The organism is Nocardia sp. NPDC058705 (assembly GCF_042749305.1).
GTDB lineage: Bacteria > Actinomycetota > Actinomycetes > Mycobacteriales > Mycobacteriaceae > Nocardia.
The window spans coordinates 95352-111774 of record NZ_JBHYRN010000001.1; the positions used below are offsets into that span (position 1 = coordinate 95352).

Consider the following 16423-nt stretch of genomic DNA (forward strand, 5'->3'; position numbering starts at 1 on the left):
TCACTCCGATGCCGCGAACACGGTGTGAGCCCCGCGGCGGACATCGGGGTCGGTGTGGGCGCGCACAGTCTCGAGTAGGTCGACCCACTCCGGTGACCAACCAAATCGGTCGGCACACCGGTTGATGATGGTGAGTGCGGCCAGCGCGGTGGACGGTGTTGGGCTGCAAGCCAGTTGGGTGCCGACCGCGTGAAAGGTTGCCGGTGGGGTGGTGGCGAGCTCGGCGCTGACGCGGACGCCGAGGTGATGTGCGGGTCGGGTGACGAGGGCGCCGGTGGCGTAGCGGGCGACCTCGGCGAGGGTCGCGATGACGTCGGCGGGGTCTGTCCAGCGGACCGCGACAACGGCGAGTTCGATGACCTGGTCGTGCCAGAGCGGTTCATCGATGAGTGCGGTGATGACCGGTGCGGCCAGCCCGCGAGGGTCGGTGGGGTGGTCGCGGACGGTGGTCGCGAACCAGTGCAGCAGCGCCGAAAGACGTTGGTGTGCGGGCAGATCCCGGCCGACGGCACGGAACTCGGCGCCGCGCAATCTGCGGACGGCTTCGACCACGACCACAGGATCGGAACCTGCGCGAACGCCCGCCGACAATGCGCGCAGCGCCGCCTGCCACGTGCCGAGCGATGCGAGATCGGTGAGCTGGTCGACGATCACCTCGCCGGTGCCGGGCGCCCACCAGCGCTGCCATGCGGCCAACGCGTCGAGGGCGGGGTCCGCGAGTCGCGGATCGGGACTCGCGGCGAGGTCGCGGACGAACGCCGCGAACCTGTGCCGCTGCGGGACGGGCAGCAGGGCCGGCCGGATGGCGAGGATCGCACCGGCCACCTCGGGATCGGTCGCCGCGTCGTCGAGCAGAGCCCACGTGCGATCGTTGTCGAGGAGGAATCGGGTGGCGAACACCGCCGCCCGGCGCACATCGCGATGCGCATCGGGGTCGGCGGCCAGCCCTGCGATGATCGGCAACGCATCGGGGGTGCGCAACTCGGCGAGGAGCCGGATGCCTTCCTTCACCGCGGTGACCTTGCGTGAGGAGAGCAGCGGCGCAACCGCTCTCGACAAACGATCCGGGGGGATCCACCTGGCGCAGGTCGCGATACTGCTGACCGCGACCCGTGCGCGGTCCTCACCCACATGCCGTGCCAGTACCTCGATCGCCGCTTCGGGCTCGTCGCTGGTACCGAGGGCGGTGAGCGCGGCCTCGACGACGACGAGTTCGCCGTTGTCGACAAACGACAGCAACCGGCCGAAACTGCCCGGCAGCAGCCCGAGTTGACGAACAGCCGAGGCTCGCTCGTAGGGGGTGGTTGTGCGACCGCGTGCGTAGTCGTACAGCAGGCGCGCGTACCGGTCGAGGTGATGCGGTGACCACCGGTGAAAGCCCGTGACGAACATCGGTACGTACACCACCTTCGCCGACAGGAACCGCCCCGGCGTCTTGGTGTTCAGCAGGGTATCGAGCAGGTCGGTGCGCCGGTCGCCGATCAGCGATTGCACCTGCGGCAACGTGATCAGGGAGCGGTCGCGAGCCAGGAGCGCGTCGAGGTGGGCGTCGGGGGTGGCGGGCGCGGCGAGGGCGAGCCCAACCGCCCGGCGGACAGTCGAATCCGAGGACGATCCGCAGGCGCGCACGATCAGGCGCTGCAGTTCGGGCAGGTCGAAAGCGCGGTGGTCGAGGCCGTCGGCCAAGCTCAGGCACAGGTCCCAGCGGTCACGATCCGCGTCGGACTTCAGTCGGGGAAGCAGCGTCGCGAGAATCTGTTGTTCGGCGCCGCGGGGCAGATTGTGGTGCAGCCTGGACAGATTCGGGTCGATCGACAGTTCGGTCAGCGCGCCCATGATCCGCAGGGCCGTGGTGGCGAAGGCTGTCCCGGCGGTGGTGCTGCCGCGCAACAGCAGGGTGCGGGCGAGGGTGCCGACCGTGTTCGTGGTGTTCCAGGAGCGGTCGCGCGCTTGCAGGGCATCGGTGGCGAGTTGTTCCAGGTGTGGCAGGTGGTCAACGGTGAGTAGCGACGGGGGGATACCGGCGATGGCGCGCAGTGCACTGGCACGGACCGGGTCCTGTTCGTTGCGCAACCGCGTCATCAGGCTCAGCAGGTCGGTGATCACCAGCGGATCGCGACTACCCACCGCCGCCGTGACCAGGGCGGGGTAGGCGAGTGCGCGCTCGTCGGCGGTGGGGCGCCGGATCGCCTCGGTCAGTGCCGATTTCGCTTCAGCCCAGGTCAGTCGTGCGGTGAGGCGGTCGGCGACCTCGGGGATGTCGGCGCCGCCGGGACGGGACAGGAGCTCACGGGCGATCTCGGCCCGGGCGGGTCCCGGCAGCGTGTCGAGCAGATCGAGATCGACAGCCGCGGGGGCCAGTCCGGGGCGCGCGAGATGAGCTCCGGCGATCGCGTGGCGGCGCGAGGGCGGAACAGCCCGCAGGAGTTGATGTTTGGGGCGGGTGGTGAGGTAGAGCTCGCGTAGTTCGTCGTCGGGCAGTAGTCGCATCGCCCGCCACAGTGCCGGGCTTGCCAGCGCGCGACCATTGCCGCTGGGATGCAGGATCAGTCGGCGAACTGCCTGCGGGTCGTGGCGAGCCAGCCTGCCCGCGACGGGATTCAGCGCCGTCATCGGTACGAATTCGACAGCCGTGGTGGCCAAGGCGAGCAACCGGTCCGGGGCATATTGCCCCGCCGGCACCGGGCCGACGGTCAGCCACGGCCAGAGTTCCTGCCACTCGGCCCGGTCTGCACCATGCGCGCGCGTCTCGACGAAATCCAGGACGACACCGATGTGCTCGGTGGACAAGGTGGTCCAGTTCGGCACCGCATACGCGAGCGACGGCAGCCATTGCGCCACCGCGGCCGCCGAACACGACGGCAAGACGCGTGCCGCCTCGGCATCGCCGAACGACATTCGCAGCGCGGGAACCAGCGCATCGGCGATCTCGGTTCGTCTGCTGTGTCCGAGCGTCCGGCTGATGCTTTTCCTGGTTCGCTGCGAGGCGCCCGGCAGTCTGTCGACAACGACCGCGGGCTCGACTCCGAGACGGATCAACCCCGCCAAGGCCTGACCGACAGCCTCTTGGTCCGTCGAATCCAGCTGTGACAGAAGGTAACCGCGCTCTTCACCGACGACCGCCAGATAATTCGCTGTCCGCCGCCCTGCTCGCCCCTCCCCGGCGATTTCGCCGAGCAACCTCGCCAGGTCGGCAGTCCCTGCCAACCGGCGAGCCTCCGTCGCCAACGTTCGCATCCGCTGCGGCACAGACATCCCCGCAACGTCGTCCAGCAGTGTTCTCCCCGCACCCTTCATGCAGGCCACCGTATCTGCCCGCACCGACAGGTTCTGCCTTCGAGGCGGCGGGAGGGTGACTCAAGGGATGCCGTGACTGAATGTCGCGCCGACTTCCCGCAGGCGACCCACCGCGTATTCCAGGTCGATCAGCGACTCCGGCATGTGGACGCCAGGTGTCGGCGGCGTCCCGTTGAGGCCGAGGAGGCGTTCGGCGCCGAGGGCGATGCCGAGCGCGGTCAGTGACCGTTGCCCGACCGGGTGGACGAGGTGGTGGGTGCGGTGGAGTCGGTCACCTGTCTGGTCGGTGCCGTCGAGGTCGATGCGGATTTCGAGTGAGGCGGGTTCGCCGCGACGCCGGCTCGGGGTTTCGCCGACCGCGAAGTCCACTCGGACATTCGGTGCTCCGGTCGCGAGGGCCAGGCTCGGCACATCGAGGACCGGAATGCTCTGGCCGAGTATCGCCGTGCCGTCGACGGTGTGCACGGGTGCCGGTGCGTCGGCCTCGGCGAGCCAGGTGAAGACACCATCGCGGCGCACCAGACCCGCCGACGTGACCGACGACCAGCGCTCGAGGTCGGCGATCCCCGCCGGTCCGCCGGTGTCGGTGTCATCGAGTGCGACACCGACCCGGACCGTGTCGATGCGCGCGAACTCGCGCGCGGCGTGCAGGGTGGCGAGGACGACGATTCCCGCCATCAGATGGCTGGCTACCAGAACCGGGGCCGCACTGGGCTTTTGCGCGCTCGCCACGATTTCCGGGCCGATGTCGAGCAGTCCGCTGGAAATGCTGAGGTAGGGGAGGCCGTGGTCCTGGGCGTAGTGCAGGCCGTTGAGCCGGTCGTCCCATAGTGCGGCGATCACCGCGGAGTGGGTGGTTTCGGGAAGGCCGAGATCGCGGCGCGACAGATCGATTGTCACTGCGGTGGCGGTGCCGAGTTCGTCGGCGACCCGCTGCGCGCGGGCGGGGTCACGCCCGGCGATGGTCAACGGCAAGTGGGGGTACCAGCGACGCAGCATGGCCGCAGTGTCGGACCCCGCCTGTCCCGATCCGCCCAGGATCAGTACCGATCGCTCCATGATGAACTCCCTTCGCAAAAGCTACAATATGTAACTTACTCTTTGTAGCTAGACTGAGGGAATGGCGCAAGGGGCGAGCACACGATCAGGCAGGCTGGCCAAGCCGGCCAGACGCGAGCAACTGCTCGACACCGCCCTGACATTGGTGCGTGAGCACGGCACCGACGGCCTGACGCTGGCCACCCTCGCCGAGGCCGCCGGGGTGAGCAGGCCGATCGTGTACGACCACTTCGGCACCCGCCCCGAACTGCTGCTCGCGCTCTACCGTCAACTCGATGAACGTCACCGCTTCACCTCGGAACAGGCAGTTCGCGATGCCGCCCCCACCATCGATGAGATCGCCCGAGTCATGAGCTCCGCCTACTTCGCCTGCGCCACCGAAATGCCCGAGTTCGACGCGATTTCCGCTGCGCTGAAAGGAAATCCGGACATCGGGGCAATCCAACGCGACATGCTCGACAGCTACCGAGACTGGATGGCGACCGCTCTGCTGCCTTTCTCCTCGCTCACCGACACTGCGCTCCGGCTGCGCTGCGTCGGGGTGCTGGGTGCGGCGGAAACACTTGCCGCGGAACTGAATCTGGGCGCTACGTCTGCAGAAGAGGCTATTTCGGCCCTGAGCGATGTGATCGTGGGCAGTATCGGCACGGGAAAGCGACGCTGACAAGTAGTGTCGGACCCTGTGCCAGGGGTGGTTGTCGACTCGAATCGATCTTCTTCTACGACCGACGATCCGCGCCCGCCGTTCGCGGCGGTCGCCGTCGCAACGGTGGCAGTGCTCGGGGCAGTAGTAGCGGCGCTGTCCGCCACGCGGTACGGCTACTACTACGACGAGCTGTACTTCATCGCCGCCGGTAAACATCCCTCCTTCGGCTATGCCGACCAAGGTCCGCTGGTGCCGCTGCTGGCGCGCTCGATGGATTGGCTGTTCCCCGGATCTTTTGTGGCGTTGCGCATTCCAGCGGTTGCGGCCTCGGTGGCGGTGGTGGTGATGAGTGCGGCCATCGCACGTGAAATGGGCGGTGGCCGTGGAGCGCAGGTGCTCACAGCGATCGGCTGCGCGACATCGGCCTACATCCTGGGTCAGGCGCAGACGCTGTCGACCAACGCTGTCGACACATTGCTGTGGGTCGTGCTGACATGGTTGCTGGTGCGCTGGGTGCGGACCCGTGACGATGCGTTGCTCTTGGCAGCCGGGTTGGTGACAGTAGTTGCCGTGCAGGTGAAATGGCTCGTCCCGGTCTTCTGGATCGCGGTGATCGTCGCCGTCGGCTGGGCCGGGCCGCGGGTGTTGTTGCGACGTCCGGCGCTGTGGTGGGGCGGCGGCATTGTGCTGCTGGCGGCGGCGCCGGGGCTGATCTGGCAGGCTCGAAACGGTTGGCCGCACCTGGGCATGGGGTCGGTGGTCCGCGGTCAGACCGCCGGCACAGTGTGGTTCGTCCCGCTGACGTTGCAATGGTGGGGTCTGCTGGGCGCGGTGCTCGTGGTGTGCGGCGTGTGGCAGCTGTGCCGGTCGCCGCGCCTTCGTCCGTACCGGTTTCTAGGTGTGGCTTTTCTGCTGGTGGTGGCAAGCATTGCGATCGGCGGTGGTCGCAGTGCCTACGGCGCCGGTTTCTACCCGATGGTGATCGCCGCCGGGGCGGTCGGATGCACCGCGGCGCCAAGGCGCTGGCTCAGGATCGCCGTGGTGCCGACGGTAGTGCTGTCGGTGGTTGCGGCCGTGGTGTACGTGACGCCGTGGCGTGCGGCATCGGACTACACCCCGGCACCCAATCGTGCTGCCGCGCTGGGACCTTCGGCTTACAGTGAACTCGGATGGTCTGAGCTGGTGGCGGCTACCGCAGACGCCTATCGCGCGCTACCGCCACACCGGCAGCGCACTGCCGTGGTCGTGACGGAATGGTACGTGCAGGCGGCCGCGCTCGATCACGGTCGTTCAGCTGCGGGCCTACCGCCGGTCTTCAGCCCGAACCGCGGCTACGGGTATTTCGGGGTCCCACCGGACACCACCGAGACCGTCATCTATGTCGGCGGCACCGAGCAGGATCTCAGCCGCTGGTTCACATCCGTCGTTCCGGTGGGCAAGACGAACTACCGGATCGGGATTCCCGGCATCACGACCGATGCCACGATCTGGGAATGTACCGGTACCGAGCAGCCGTGGTCGCTGATGTGGCCGAGGATGCTCAGGCTCTGAGGTCGGTAGCGATGTCCGAGGCAGGGGTGAGCTCCGGTCGTCGGGGCTCAGGCGTGGCAGCTCAGGCCTGCGAGGGTAGTGGTGAGTTGGGGCAGCGTTGTGGCGGTGTGCGATGTTCCGCCCGAGAGGTGGGCGATCTCGCGGAGGGAGTCGGGGTCGGCGGGGACCCGGACTTTCGCGTGGCCGGCGTTGTTCGGGACCTCGATGACTCCGTCGGCGGTGCCGAGGGAGATCGTGGAGATGGGGGTGTGGAAGGTGTTCGCCTGGCGGGCGGCGGTGTAGGCGCCGCGGGGTGCGTCGAGGTCTTCGGGCATGGTTTGTTTGCCGTCGGAGAGCAGGACAATCCGGCGGGGACCTGCGATGGGCGCGACTTTGTCGAGCGAGTCGATGGCTTGGAGGGCGGTGAATATGGCTTCGCCGGTTGCCGTTCGCTCGGCGAGGCGCACGTTGTCGACGGCATTGGTGAATCCGGCGCGGTTGGTCGTCGGCGTCACCTGTACCGATGCGGTGCCGGCGAAAGTCACCAGGCCGAGTTGCGTTCCCGGTGCCAGCCCCTGTGCGTATTCCTTCATCGCCTGCTTGGCGACAGCGAGGCGACTCGGCGCGACATCGGTCGCCTCCATCGACAGTGACACGTCGAGCACGAACATCACGACCGTGTCGCACACCGCGGGGACCGGCACCACAGGCTCGGCAGTCCCGGAAGTCACTTGCCCGCAACCGGATACGACCACGGCGAGGCTGACCGACAGTCCCACCAACGCGGGTCGCATCCAGGATCGAAGCACTCGGTCACGCTACCAGCGGTAGTGACGATGGACGGTCGAAGCTGCTGTACCAGTTGTCGTTTCGGTGGAGTGCTCATGGGCTGGTAGGCGGCGGTGCGGTCGGGCTGGAAACGTCCACGAGGAAGCCGTTGGGATCGGTGATCAGCATGCGTCGTTGGCCGTAGAACAGATCTCGGGGCTCTTCGACGATGGTAACGCCGAATCTCTTGGCCAGGGTGTACACGGGCTCCACATCGTCGACGACGATGGTGATGTAGGAGCCGCCGAACGCACCGCGGACGTCTTCGGGGACCAGTTCGTGATCCCGGGCGATGATGCCGATCGTCACCCCCGAGTCGGCGTCGCCGAGTTGTACGAACCAGTCGCTGTCGTAGGCGATTTCGAAACCCAACAGGCCGACGTAGAAGTCACGCGTCGCGGGGAGTCGGTCGCTGCAGATGTTCACGAAGCCTCGTGAAATTGCCATGTCGACGAGGCTAGCAAGCGCCGTCGCTTCCTGGGCAGCCCAATTGGGCTCACCAGTGTTCGCTCCGCGCTGGACAGATCGTAGGGTCCTCATCTAACGTCTCAGTCAGTCAACTAACTCAGGAGCGAAGATGATCGTTGTGACCGGAGCGACCGGCAATGTCGGACGTACCCTCGTGCAGACCCTTGCCGCGGCAGGCGAGCAGGTGGTCGCCGTGTCCCGCGGCACCACGGAGCCGGCGCTGCCAGGCGGCGTGCGGCACCAGCGCGCCGATCTCACCGTGCCCGAATCCCTGCGTCCTGCTTTCGTCGGCGCGACAGCGCTGTTCCTGCACGACACCGGCATCAGTGCGCATCTGATGGATCCCCGCGCCATTCTCGAGCTTGCGAAATCCGCGGGTATTCAACGGGTTGTGCAGCTTTCGTCGCAGGGTGTGGCCACCCGGCCGGAGTCGGCCTCGCACGGACAGTTGGCGCACTCGTTCGAGGAGGCTGTGCGCGGATCGGGGTTGGCATGGACGATTCTGCGGCCTGGCGCCTTCGCTTCCAACGCCTATGCCTGGACGGAGTCGGTGCGGGCCGAGCGTGCTGTCGCCGCGCCGTTCGGCGAGGTCGGTCTGCCGGTGATCGATCCGTCCGATATCGCCGAGGTTGCCGCGGTCGCACTGCGCGAGGACGGCCACGCCGGACAGGTCTACACCTTGACCGGTCCGGAACTCAGTACCCCTCGTCAGCGGGCCGAAGACCTCGGCGTGGTGCTCGGCGAACCGATTCGGTTCGCCGAACAAACCCGGGCGCAAGCACACGCGCAGATGCTGAACTTCATGCCCGAACCTGTCGTCGAAACCACCCTGGACATCATCGGCGCACCTACACCCGAGGAGCAGCGAATCTCGCCCGACGTCAACAAGGTGCTCGGCCGCGCGCCACACACCTTCGCGGACTGGGCTCGACGAAATATCCTCGCGTTCGAGTAGTTCAGTGGATGGCATTCGCCTGCCGACCGGCGATGCATTCTCGGGCAGTGCGCTCGACTCACCAGTAGGTTGGGCGAGTGTTCACTTCGGACGGATCGGAGACTCTGGAATTGGTCGCGCCGACTGCGCAGCTGTACAGCGCATGGCTCGATGCCCGTACCGAGTGGGGTCCAGGCGCCCACGAGGACGGATTCGGGCTGCTGCCCGATGACGACGTCGCCTCCCCGGCAGGATTCGTGGCGTGGGTTGGGCGGCTCGTCGATGCGTCCGCGGAACATGCGGACTTCCGGTGCACCTACCGGTGGATCGTCGAGGGCGATCGGGTGCTCGGCGGGATCGCATTGCGGTACGGGGACGGCGAATTCGTGCAGCGGGTGGGCCACATCGGATACGGGATACGGCCCTCCGCGCGGCGACGCGGTGTAGCTACTTGGGCTCTGTCGCAGATCATCGCGCAGGCGCGGGTGCTCGGAATGAATCGTGTGCTGATGGTTTGTGACGCTGAGAATCTCGGCTCGGCGACGACGATCGAGCGCTGTGGTGGGGTTCTCGAAAGGATCGAGGACACCGAACTCGGTGCGGCACGGCGGTATTGGATCACGGTCGGCTGGTCCCCGGAACCGGTGGCACAGTCGGCCTGACGCTGTGACCTGCGCCTCAGTCGCTTGCCCCTGACATAGGTGTGAGGGATGAGGATGGCTACAGAGCCCGGAACCACCGGGTCGGTCATCCAGGGAGCAGCGAAAAATGGCGAAGGCGTGGGGTTTCAGCAGGTACGGCGGGCCCGAGGTTCAGGAGTTCATCGGACGATGCCTCGGCCGCGAGAACGGACACTCGTCGGGCAAGGTGGTCGCGTGACCACGTACCAGACGACCGGTCTCACCGGACCCGCGTCCACCCCGACCGTAGCGGTCGAGCCGCTCGTGCTGCCCGCACCCGCGCGCGGCGAGGATCTGCACGTACGCATTGCCGCCCCAGTGACCGGCACCGATCTGCCGATCGTGTTGTTCGCACACGGATTCGGCTCGAATCTGGACGGCTACGCACCGCTGGTCGATCATTGGGCGTCCCATGGCTTCGTCGTCATCCAGGCCACCCACCTCGATTCCAAGCGCCTCGACATCGCCGCGGACGACCCCCGCAGGCCCCGGATGTGGCGCTATCGCGTGGAAGACATGCGGCGCATTCTCGATGACCTCGAGACTCTCGAGGCATCCGTGCCCGGCCTGGCCGGACGGGTCGACCATGGTCGTATCATCGCCGCGGGGCATTCCTTCGGTGGCCAGACCGCGGGCATCCTGGTGGGTCTGCGCGTCCGGGATCCGCAAACCGGTATCGCCGAGGATCTGTCCGACTCCCGGGTCATGGCCAGTATCCAGCTGGCCACCGCGGGAAAGGGCGGTGACGAACTGACGCCCTTCGCCCAGCAGAACTTGCCGTGGCTGCGCGATCAGGACTTCTCCCACATCACTGCTCCCGGACTCGTCATCGCCGGAGACAAGGACGATCTCCCGCTCTCCACCAGAGGTCCGGCCTGGACGAGCGACCCCTACACCCTCAGCCGCGGAAACAAGAGCCTGCTCACCGTCCGCGGCGGCGAGCACTTCCTCGGCGGCATCTCCGGCTACCAGGTGACAGAGACCACCGACGAGGACCCGGCCCGGGTCGCGCTCGTCCAGCACGTCACCCTTGCCTTCCTTCGCCACGTCACCGGGATCGACCACACCGATTGGGAGACGGCTCAGTCCGTCCTCACCGATGCGCACCACTTGGGACGACTGGAATCCAAGTGACCCCTGGCGTTTCGCGCCTGTCGTCGAGACCACGCCCGACATCATCGGTGCATCGTTACTTGCGACTGAAGTGTTCGACCAATCGGGAGGTCGAGGCGGTCAGGCTCGGCGCTTGATGGTTGCGAGCCAGGCGGGGGTCGTGTCGGCGAATCGGGTTCGGAGGGTTTCCGGGGTGACGGTGGACAGGTGCCAGGCGGGGTCGTCGGCGAAGGGGGCGGTGAGGGCCTGTTCGGTGACGGGGTGGGGGCCGGTTTCGTTGAAGCACAGGATGTACAGGGTGCCGCCGGGGTCGATGACCGAGGCGAGGCTTGTCACGTATTCGGTGCGTTCGGACTCGTCGAAGGTGTGGAACAGGCCGCAGTCGAGGACTGTTTCGAAGCGGCGGTAGAGGCGTTGTAGGTGCAGGGCGTCGGCCATGGCGAAGTCGGCGTCGAGCCCGCGGTCATCGGCGGACTGTCTGGCGGTGGCCAGTGCTGTTTCGGCTACGTCGACGCCGAGGACCGGGAGTCCGCGGGCGGCGATGAACAGGGCGTTGTCGCCGGTCCCGCAGCCGACGTCGAGGACCGGGCCGCAGAAACCGCCTGCTTCGGCCAATCGAACGACGGCGGGCTGTGGGGCGCCGATGTCCCAGGGTGCGGGGCCGTCGATGTAGGAGGAGTTCCATGGTTGGCCGGCTCGGCGTTCGTGGCTGGTCGGTGGGCGCGAGCCGGGAGTTGGCTGCATCAGTGGATGAATGTCGCGGAGCGGTCGGCGAGGTCCAGGAGTGGCTGGGGGAAGATGCCGAGCAGGAGGGTGGCGCCCGCGCTGAATGCCACGACCAGGGTGGTGGCGAAGGGAGCGGTGACGGTGGGAGCGTCGGCGGGGGGATCGGTGAAGAACATCAGGACGATGACGCGGACGTAGAAGAAGGCGGCGATGGCGCTGCACAGGACACCGACGATGACCAACGCGGTGTAGCCGGCACCGGAGGCGGCCGCGAAGACGGCGAACTTGCTGACGAATCCGCTGGTCAGTGGCAGACCAGCGAACGACAGCAGTAACAGGGCGAATGCCGAAGCGAGCCACGGGGATCGGCGGCCGAGGCCTGCCCATTGGGACAGGGCGGTCGCTTCGTCGCCGGAGGCATCGCGGACCAGGCTCACCACCGCGAACGCGCCGACCGTGCCGAGGCCGTAGGCGAGCAGGTAGAACAGCACCGCGGCGACACCGGCGGTGTCGGCGGCGACCATACCGACGAGCAGGAAACCGGCGTGGGCGATCGAGGAGTAGGCGAGCATCCGCTTCACGTCGGTCTGGGTGATCGCCATGACCGCGCCGACCACCATCGTCGCCACCGCGACCGCGGCGAGAACCGGACGCCAATCCGCGCTCAGCGCATCGACTCCCACCATCAGCACCCGCATGGTGGCACCGACGGCGGCGATCTTGGTGGCTGCGGCCATGAAGGCGGTGATCGGGGTCGGCGCACCCTGGTAGACGTCGGGCACCCAGGCCTGGAACGGGACGGCGCCGATCTTGAACAGCAGGCCGACGGCGAGCATCCCGATGCCGAGCAGGCCCAGGGTCGCGTTCGCGGGTTGTTTGTCCAGTGCCGCACCGATTCCCGGCAGCGACACCGTGCCGGTCTGCCCGTAGAGCAGGGCGACACCGTAGAGGAAGAATGCCGAGGAGAACGCGCCGAGCAGGAAGTACTTCAGCGCCGCTTCCTGGGAGAGCAACCGCCTGCGCCGGGCCAGCCCGCACAGCAGATACAGGGGCAGCGACAACACTTCGAGCGCGACGAACATCGTCAGCAGGTCGTTCGACGCGGGGAACAGCAGCAGGCCGCCGACCGCGATCATCGTCAGCGGGAACACCTCGGTCGTCGAGACACCCGAGCGCACGGCCGCGAGTTCGTGCGCACTCCCGGGCACCGCTGAGGCCTGCGGGGTGAACGCGTCGACCCCGCGGTCCAGTGCGGCCGCCGCCCGACTCCAGGTGCCCGGTCCGCTGCGTGCCCGCGGCACCGCACCTCGTTCGGCGATCAGCAGCAAACCCAGCATCGCGACCAGCAGGATCGTGCCCTGCAGGAACAGCGTGACCCCGTCGATGGCGACCGCGCCCATCACCGCCGTGCCTTCGGACCCGGCGAGCAGCACCACGGCGACCAAAGCGCCGACCACACCGGCCGCCCCGAGCACCAACTGTGTGAGATACCGGTAGGGCCGGGGCACGAACGCTTCGACGAGCACACCCACCACACCGACCGCGAACACGATCAGCATCGGGGAGAGCAGGTGGTATTCGATGCTCGGTGCGGGCGCGATGGCCGCGAGCTCGGTGATGGTCACGGAGTCCGTCCTCATTTGTGGCCGCCTGTGGGCGGGGTGGCCGCGCCTGCTTCGGGGGCGGGGACCGTCGGAGCGGGGTCGTGCTTGCCGATCGTCGAGAGGGTGTGTCCCACAGCGGGATCCACCAGATCCAGGATCGGTTTCGGATAGAACCCGAGCACCAGCAACGCGACCAGCAGCGGCACCACCACGGCCAACTCGCGCGGCACCAGGTCACGCAGGTGCTCGTTGCCCTGCTTCAGCGGGCCGGTCATCAACCGCTGGTACAGCCACAGAATGTAGATCGCGGCCAGTACCAGGGCACCGGTCGCGATCACCGCCGCGAGCTTGTACTTGGGGAATGTGCCGACCAGGACCAGGAATTCGCTGATGAACGGTGCGAGGCCGGGCAGTGAGAGCGTGGCGAGGCCTGCGATGAAGAACGTGCCCGCGAGCACTGGCGCGACTTTTTGCACGCCGCCGTACTCGGCGATCAGCCTGGTTCCGCGCCGGGAGACGAGGAATCCGGCGATGAGAAACAGTGCGGCCGTGGACAATCCGTGGTTGACCATGTAGAGAGTCGCCCCGGATTGTGACTGGGTGGTCATGGCGAAGATGCCGAGGATGATGAACCCGAAGTGCGAGATCGAGGTGTAGGCGATCAAGCGCATGATGTCGGTTTGGCCGATCGCGAGCAGCGCGCCGTAGAGGATGCCGATGACCGCCAGGGTGATGACCAAGGGCGCGAAAGTGTCCGAGGCCAAGGGGAACAGCAGCAGGCAGTAGCGCAGCATGCCGAAGGTGCCGACCTTGTCGACCACGGCCATCATCAACACCGCGCTCGACGGGGTGGCCGAGACCGCGGCATCGGGCAGCCACGTGTGCAACGGCCACAGTGGCGCTTTCACCGCGAAGGCGAACATGAAGCCGAGGAACAGGGCGTTGAGAACAGCGGTGCTGCCGCCGAGTTCACCGTTGTTGGCGGCGGCGACCACGACCCGCAGATCGAAGGTGCCCGCCGAGCCCTCGCCCAGGCCGGCTTGAGCGGTGAGGACGTAGAGCCCGATCACTGCGGCGAGCATGACGAGCCCACCGAAGAGGTTGTACAGCAAGAACTTCACCGCGGCGCGGGAGCGTTGGGCTCGAATCGCGAGGTCGGTGGTGCGGGTGCCGAAACCTCCGATGAGGAAGTACATCGGGATCAGCATCGCTTCGAAGAAGATGTAGAACAGCAGGATGTCCAGGGACAGGAACGAGATGAGCACCATCGACTCGACCAGCAGCATCAACGCCATATAGATGTGGGTGGTGCGGGGGCCTTCGCCGGTGGCGGTGTCGTCGTTCCAGCCCGCCAGGATCAGCAAGGGCATCAGCACGGCGGTGAGCAGGACCAGCGCGGTGGCGATGCCGTCGAGGCCGAGGGTGTAGCCGACGCCGAATGCCGGGATCCATTCATGGGATTCGACGAATTGGTACTGGTCACCGCCGGGCTGGAACCGCACCGTCAGGACAACGGCCAGCACGAGCACACCGATCGACACCGCGAACGCCAACCCGCGCGCCACATTTCGTCGAGCGGCAGGGACAGCGAGCACCAGGCCCGCCCCGATCGCGGGGGCGAGCCAGAGTGTCGTCAGCCAGGGAAACGAGTTCACCAGAACCTCACTGCCAGCAGGGCAGCGGCCACCAGGGCCGCGCCGGTGAACATGGACAGAGCGTAGGAGCGCACGAAACCGGTCTGCACCTTGCGGATTCGCGCCGACAGCCCGCCGATCGAGGCGGCTGTACCGTTCACGATCCCGTCGACGCCCTTCGCGTCGAGGAACACCAGCGCCCTCGTGAGGTGACGGCTGGGACGTTCGAACACGGCTTCGTTGATCTTGTCGCCGTAGAGGTCCTCGCGTGCCGCGTCGGTGAGCACGCTGACCTGTTCCGGTGCGGCCTCGGGGATCGGGTTCTCGGCGTACTTGCGGTAGGCGATGGCCACGCCGATCGCGACCGCGGTCAAGGCGAGTCCGGTGACCACGGCGGCGGGGATGACGGGCTCCGCGTGATGGGAGCCGACAACCGGTTCGAGCCAGTGCACCAGCGACGAGCCCCAGACGAACAGTCCACCGGCGAAGACGGATCCGAACGCGAGCAGGATCATCGGCCCGGTCATCACCGCTGGTGATTCGTGCGGGTGGGTGTCGGGCTTCCAGCGGCGTTCGCCGAAGAACGTCATCAGCATGACGCGTGTCATGTAGAAGGCGGTGAGCGCGGCGCCGACGAGAGTGACTGCGCCCAGCAGTATTCCGGTGGCTCCGCCGTGGTCGAAGGCGGCTTCGATGATCTTGTCCTTGGAGAAGAACCCGGAGAACGGTGGCACGCCGATGATGGCGAGGTAGCCGAGGCCGAAGGTGATGAAGGTGATCGGCATCAGGGTGCGCAGGCCGCCGTAGCGGCGCATGTCGGTTTCGTCGTTCATCGCGTGCATCACCGAACCGGCGCCGAGGAACAGGCCTGCTTTGAAGAACCCGTGGGTGAGCAGGTGCATGATCGCGAACGCGTAGCCGGCGGGGCCGAGGCCGACGGCCAGGATCATGTAGCCGATCTGGCTCATCGTCGAGGCCGCGAGGGCCTTCTTGATGTCGTCCTTGGCGCAGCCGATGATGGCGCCGAACAGCAAGGTCACCGCACCGACGGCGATCACGGCCGTGCGGGCGTTGGGGGCGAGATCGTAGATCGGGTTGGAGCGGGCGATCAGGTACACACCGGCGGTGACCATGGTGGCGGCGTGGATGAGCGCCGAGACGGGGGTGGGGCCTTCCATCGCGTCGCCGAGCCACGATTGAAGCGGTACCTGCGCGGATTTGCCGCAGGCCGCGAGCAACAGCAGTAGGCCGATGGCGGTGAGGGTGCCTTCGCTGGCGCCGGGGCTGGCCGCGAAGACGGTCTGGAAGTCGAAGGAGCCGAAGGTCGCGAACATGACCATCATGGCGATGGCCAAGCCCATGTCGCCGACCCGGTTCACGACGAAGGCCTTCTTGGCTGCTGTTGCGGCGGAGGGCTTTTCGTACCAGAAACCGATCAGCAGGTAGGACGCCAAACCGACGCCTTCCCAGCCCAGATACAGCACGAGGAAGTTGTCGGCCAGCACCAGCACGAGCATGGCGGCCAGGAACAGGTTGAGATAACCGAAGAACCGGCGCTTGCCCGGGTCGTGGCTCATGTAGCCGAGCGAGTAGATGTGGATCAGCGAGCCGACACCGGTGATGAGGAGCGCGAAGCAGATCGACAGCTGATCAAGTTGCAGGCTGAACCCGACCTGTAGATCACCGGTGGGCACCCAGTTGAACAGTTCCTTGTGCACGGCGCGGTCGGCGTCGGGGCGGCCTAGCATCCCGAAGAACGCGACCACGGCGACCACGAACGACGACAGCGCGGCCGCGGTAGCCAGGTAGGGGCCCCAGCGGTCGGTGAGGTGGCCGAACAGCAGCAGGACGATCGCGCCTGCGAGCGGGAGGGCGGGCAGCAGCCACAGCGTTGCGGTACCCAT

At 67.1% G+C, this 16423-nt stretch carries 13 protein-coding genes; 5 read left to right on the forward strand and 8 right to left on the reverse strand.

From position 1 onward, the window contains the following. Both ACFW6D_RS00500 and ACFW6D_RS00505 read right to left on the reverse strand, forming a co-directional pair. Entirely contained in the window at positions 1–3297 is a 3297-nt protein-coding gene (locus tag ACFW6D_RS00500; protein ID WP_379323266.1) for a hypothetical protein, read from the reverse strand. A 60-nt stretch (positions 3298–3357) separates the two neighbouring features. Next, entirely contained in the window at positions 3358–4356 is a 999-nt protein-coding gene (locus ACFW6D_RS00505; RefSeq protein ID WP_379323268.1) for a saccharopine dehydrogenase, read from the reverse strand. Positions 4357–4417: 61 nt separating this feature from the next. Here ACFW6D_RS00505 and ACFW6D_RS00510 point away from each other — a divergent pair, with 61 nt between their 5' ends. Beyond that, positions 4418–5020, forward strand: coding sequence for a TetR/AcrR family transcriptional regulator (locus tag ACFW6D_RS00510; protein ID WP_379323269.1), 603 nt, complete (start codon positions 4418–4420; stop codon positions 5018–5020). An 18-nt stretch (positions 5021–5038) separates the two neighbouring features. Continuing rightward, positions 5039–6553, forward strand: a complete 1515-nt coding sequence (locus ACFW6D_RS00515) for an ArnT family glycosyltransferase (protein ID WP_379323271.1) — start codon at positions 5039–5041, stop codon at positions 6551–6553. Positions 6554–6600: 47 nt separating this feature from the next. On the opposite strand, the gene ACFW6D_RS00520 is transcribed toward ACFW6D_RS00515, so the two are convergent. Together ACFW6D_RS00520 and ACFW6D_RS00525 are read right to left on the reverse strand one after the other, a co-directional pair. Further along, positions 6601–7263 (reverse strand): VWA domain-containing protein, encoded by a 663-nt coding sequence (locus ACFW6D_RS00520; RefSeq protein ID WP_379323273.1) that lies wholly within the window; start codon positions 7261–7263, stop codon positions 6601–6603. Positions 7264–7414: 151 nt separating this feature from the next. After that, positions 7415–7807, reverse strand: a complete 393-nt coding sequence (locus tag ACFW6D_RS00525; protein WP_379323275.1) for a VOC family protein — start codon at positions 7805–7807, stop codon at positions 7415–7417. A 130-nt stretch (positions 7808–7937) separates the two neighbouring features. On the opposite strand from ACFW6D_RS00525, the gene ACFW6D_RS00530 reads away from it, so the two are divergent. From ACFW6D_RS00530 to ACFW6D_RS00540, 3 genes are all read left to right on the forward strand, one after another. Then, entirely contained in the window at positions 7938–8783 is an 846-nt protein-coding gene (locus ACFW6D_RS00530; protein WP_379323277.1) for an NAD(P)H-binding protein, read from the forward strand. Positions 8784–8860: 77 nt separating this feature from the next. Then, a complete protein-coding gene (locus tag ACFW6D_RS00535; RefSeq protein WP_379323279.1) occupies positions 8861–9424 on the forward strand; it encodes a GNAT family N-acetyltransferase in 564 nt (187 codons plus the stop codon). Between the two features lie 213 nt (positions 9425–9637). Further along, positions 9638–10576 (forward strand): alpha/beta hydrolase family protein, encoded by a 939-nt coding sequence (locus ACFW6D_RS00540; protein ID WP_379323281.1) that lies wholly within the window; start codon positions 9638–9640, stop codon positions 10574–10576. A 99-nt stretch (positions 10577–10675) separates the two neighbouring features. Here ACFW6D_RS00540 and ACFW6D_RS00545 read toward each other — a convergent pair whose 3' ends face one another. Genes ACFW6D_RS00545 through nuoL form a run of 4 tightly spaced genes read right to left on the reverse strand, consistent with a single transcriptional unit; the run spans position 10676 to position 16423 of the window. After that, positions 10676–11299, reverse strand: coding sequence for a class I SAM-dependent methyltransferase (locus ACFW6D_RS00545; RefSeq protein WP_379323283.1), 624 nt, complete (start codon positions 11297–11299; stop codon positions 10676–10678). After that, positions 11299–12921 carry an NADH-quinone oxidoreductase subunit NuoN gene (gene nuoN, locus ACFW6D_RS00550; protein WP_379323285.1) on the reverse strand — a complete coding sequence of 541 codons (1623 nt, stop codon included), beginning with the start codon at positions 12919–12921 and terminating at the stop codon, positions 11299–11301. The genes ACFW6D_RS00545 and nuoN overlap by 1 nt, the downstream gene beginning before the upstream one ends. Then, entirely contained in the window at positions 12918–14540 is a 1623-nt protein-coding gene (locus ACFW6D_RS00555; RefSeq protein ID WP_379323287.1) for an NADH-quinone oxidoreductase subunit M, read from the reverse strand. Before ACFW6D_RS00555 ends, nuoN begins: the two co-directional genes overlap by 4 nt. Further along, on the reverse strand, positions 14537–16423 hold the full coding sequence (gene nuoL / locus ACFW6D_RS00560) for an NADH-quinone oxidoreductase subunit L (protein WP_379323289.1): 1887 nt from the start codon (positions 16421–16423) through the stop codon (positions 14537–14539). The genes ACFW6D_RS00555 and nuoL overlap by 4 nt, the downstream gene beginning before the upstream one ends.

Bases quoted from the DNA above. Each gene is read 5' to 3' on its own strand.
- ACFW6D_RS00525 (WP_379323275.1), bottom strand. From the start codon at position 7,807: ATGGCAATTTCACGAGGCTTCGTGAACATCTGCAGCGACCGACTCCCC.
- ACFW6D_RS00505 (WP_379323268.1), bottom strand. From the start codon at position 4,356: ATGGAGCGATCGGTACTGATCCTGGGCGGATCGGGACAGGCGGGGTCC.
- ACFW6D_RS00510 (WP_379323269.1), top strand. From the start codon at position 4,418: ATGGCGCAAGGGGCGAGCACACGATCAGGCAGGCTGGCCAAGCCGGCC.
- nuoL (WP_379323289.1), bottom strand. From the start codon at position 16,423: ATGGGTACCGCAACGCTGTGGCTGCTGCCCGCCCTCCCGCTCGCAGGC.
- ACFW6D_RS00530 (WP_379323277.1), top strand. From the start codon at position 7,938: ATGATCGTTGTGACCGGAGCGACCGGCAATGTCGGACGTACCCTCGTG.
- nuoN (WP_379323285.1), bottom strand. From the start codon at position 12,921: ATGAGGACGGACTCCGTGACCATCACCGAGCTCGCGGCCATCGCGCCC.
- ACFW6D_RS00500 (WP_379323266.1), bottom strand. From the start codon at position 3,297: ATGAAGGGTGCGGGGAGAACACTGCTGGACGACGTTGCGGGGATGTCT.
- ACFW6D_RS00545 (WP_379323283.1), bottom strand. From the start codon at position 11,299: ATGCAGCCAACTCCCGGCTCGCGCCCACCGACCAGCCACGAACGCCGA.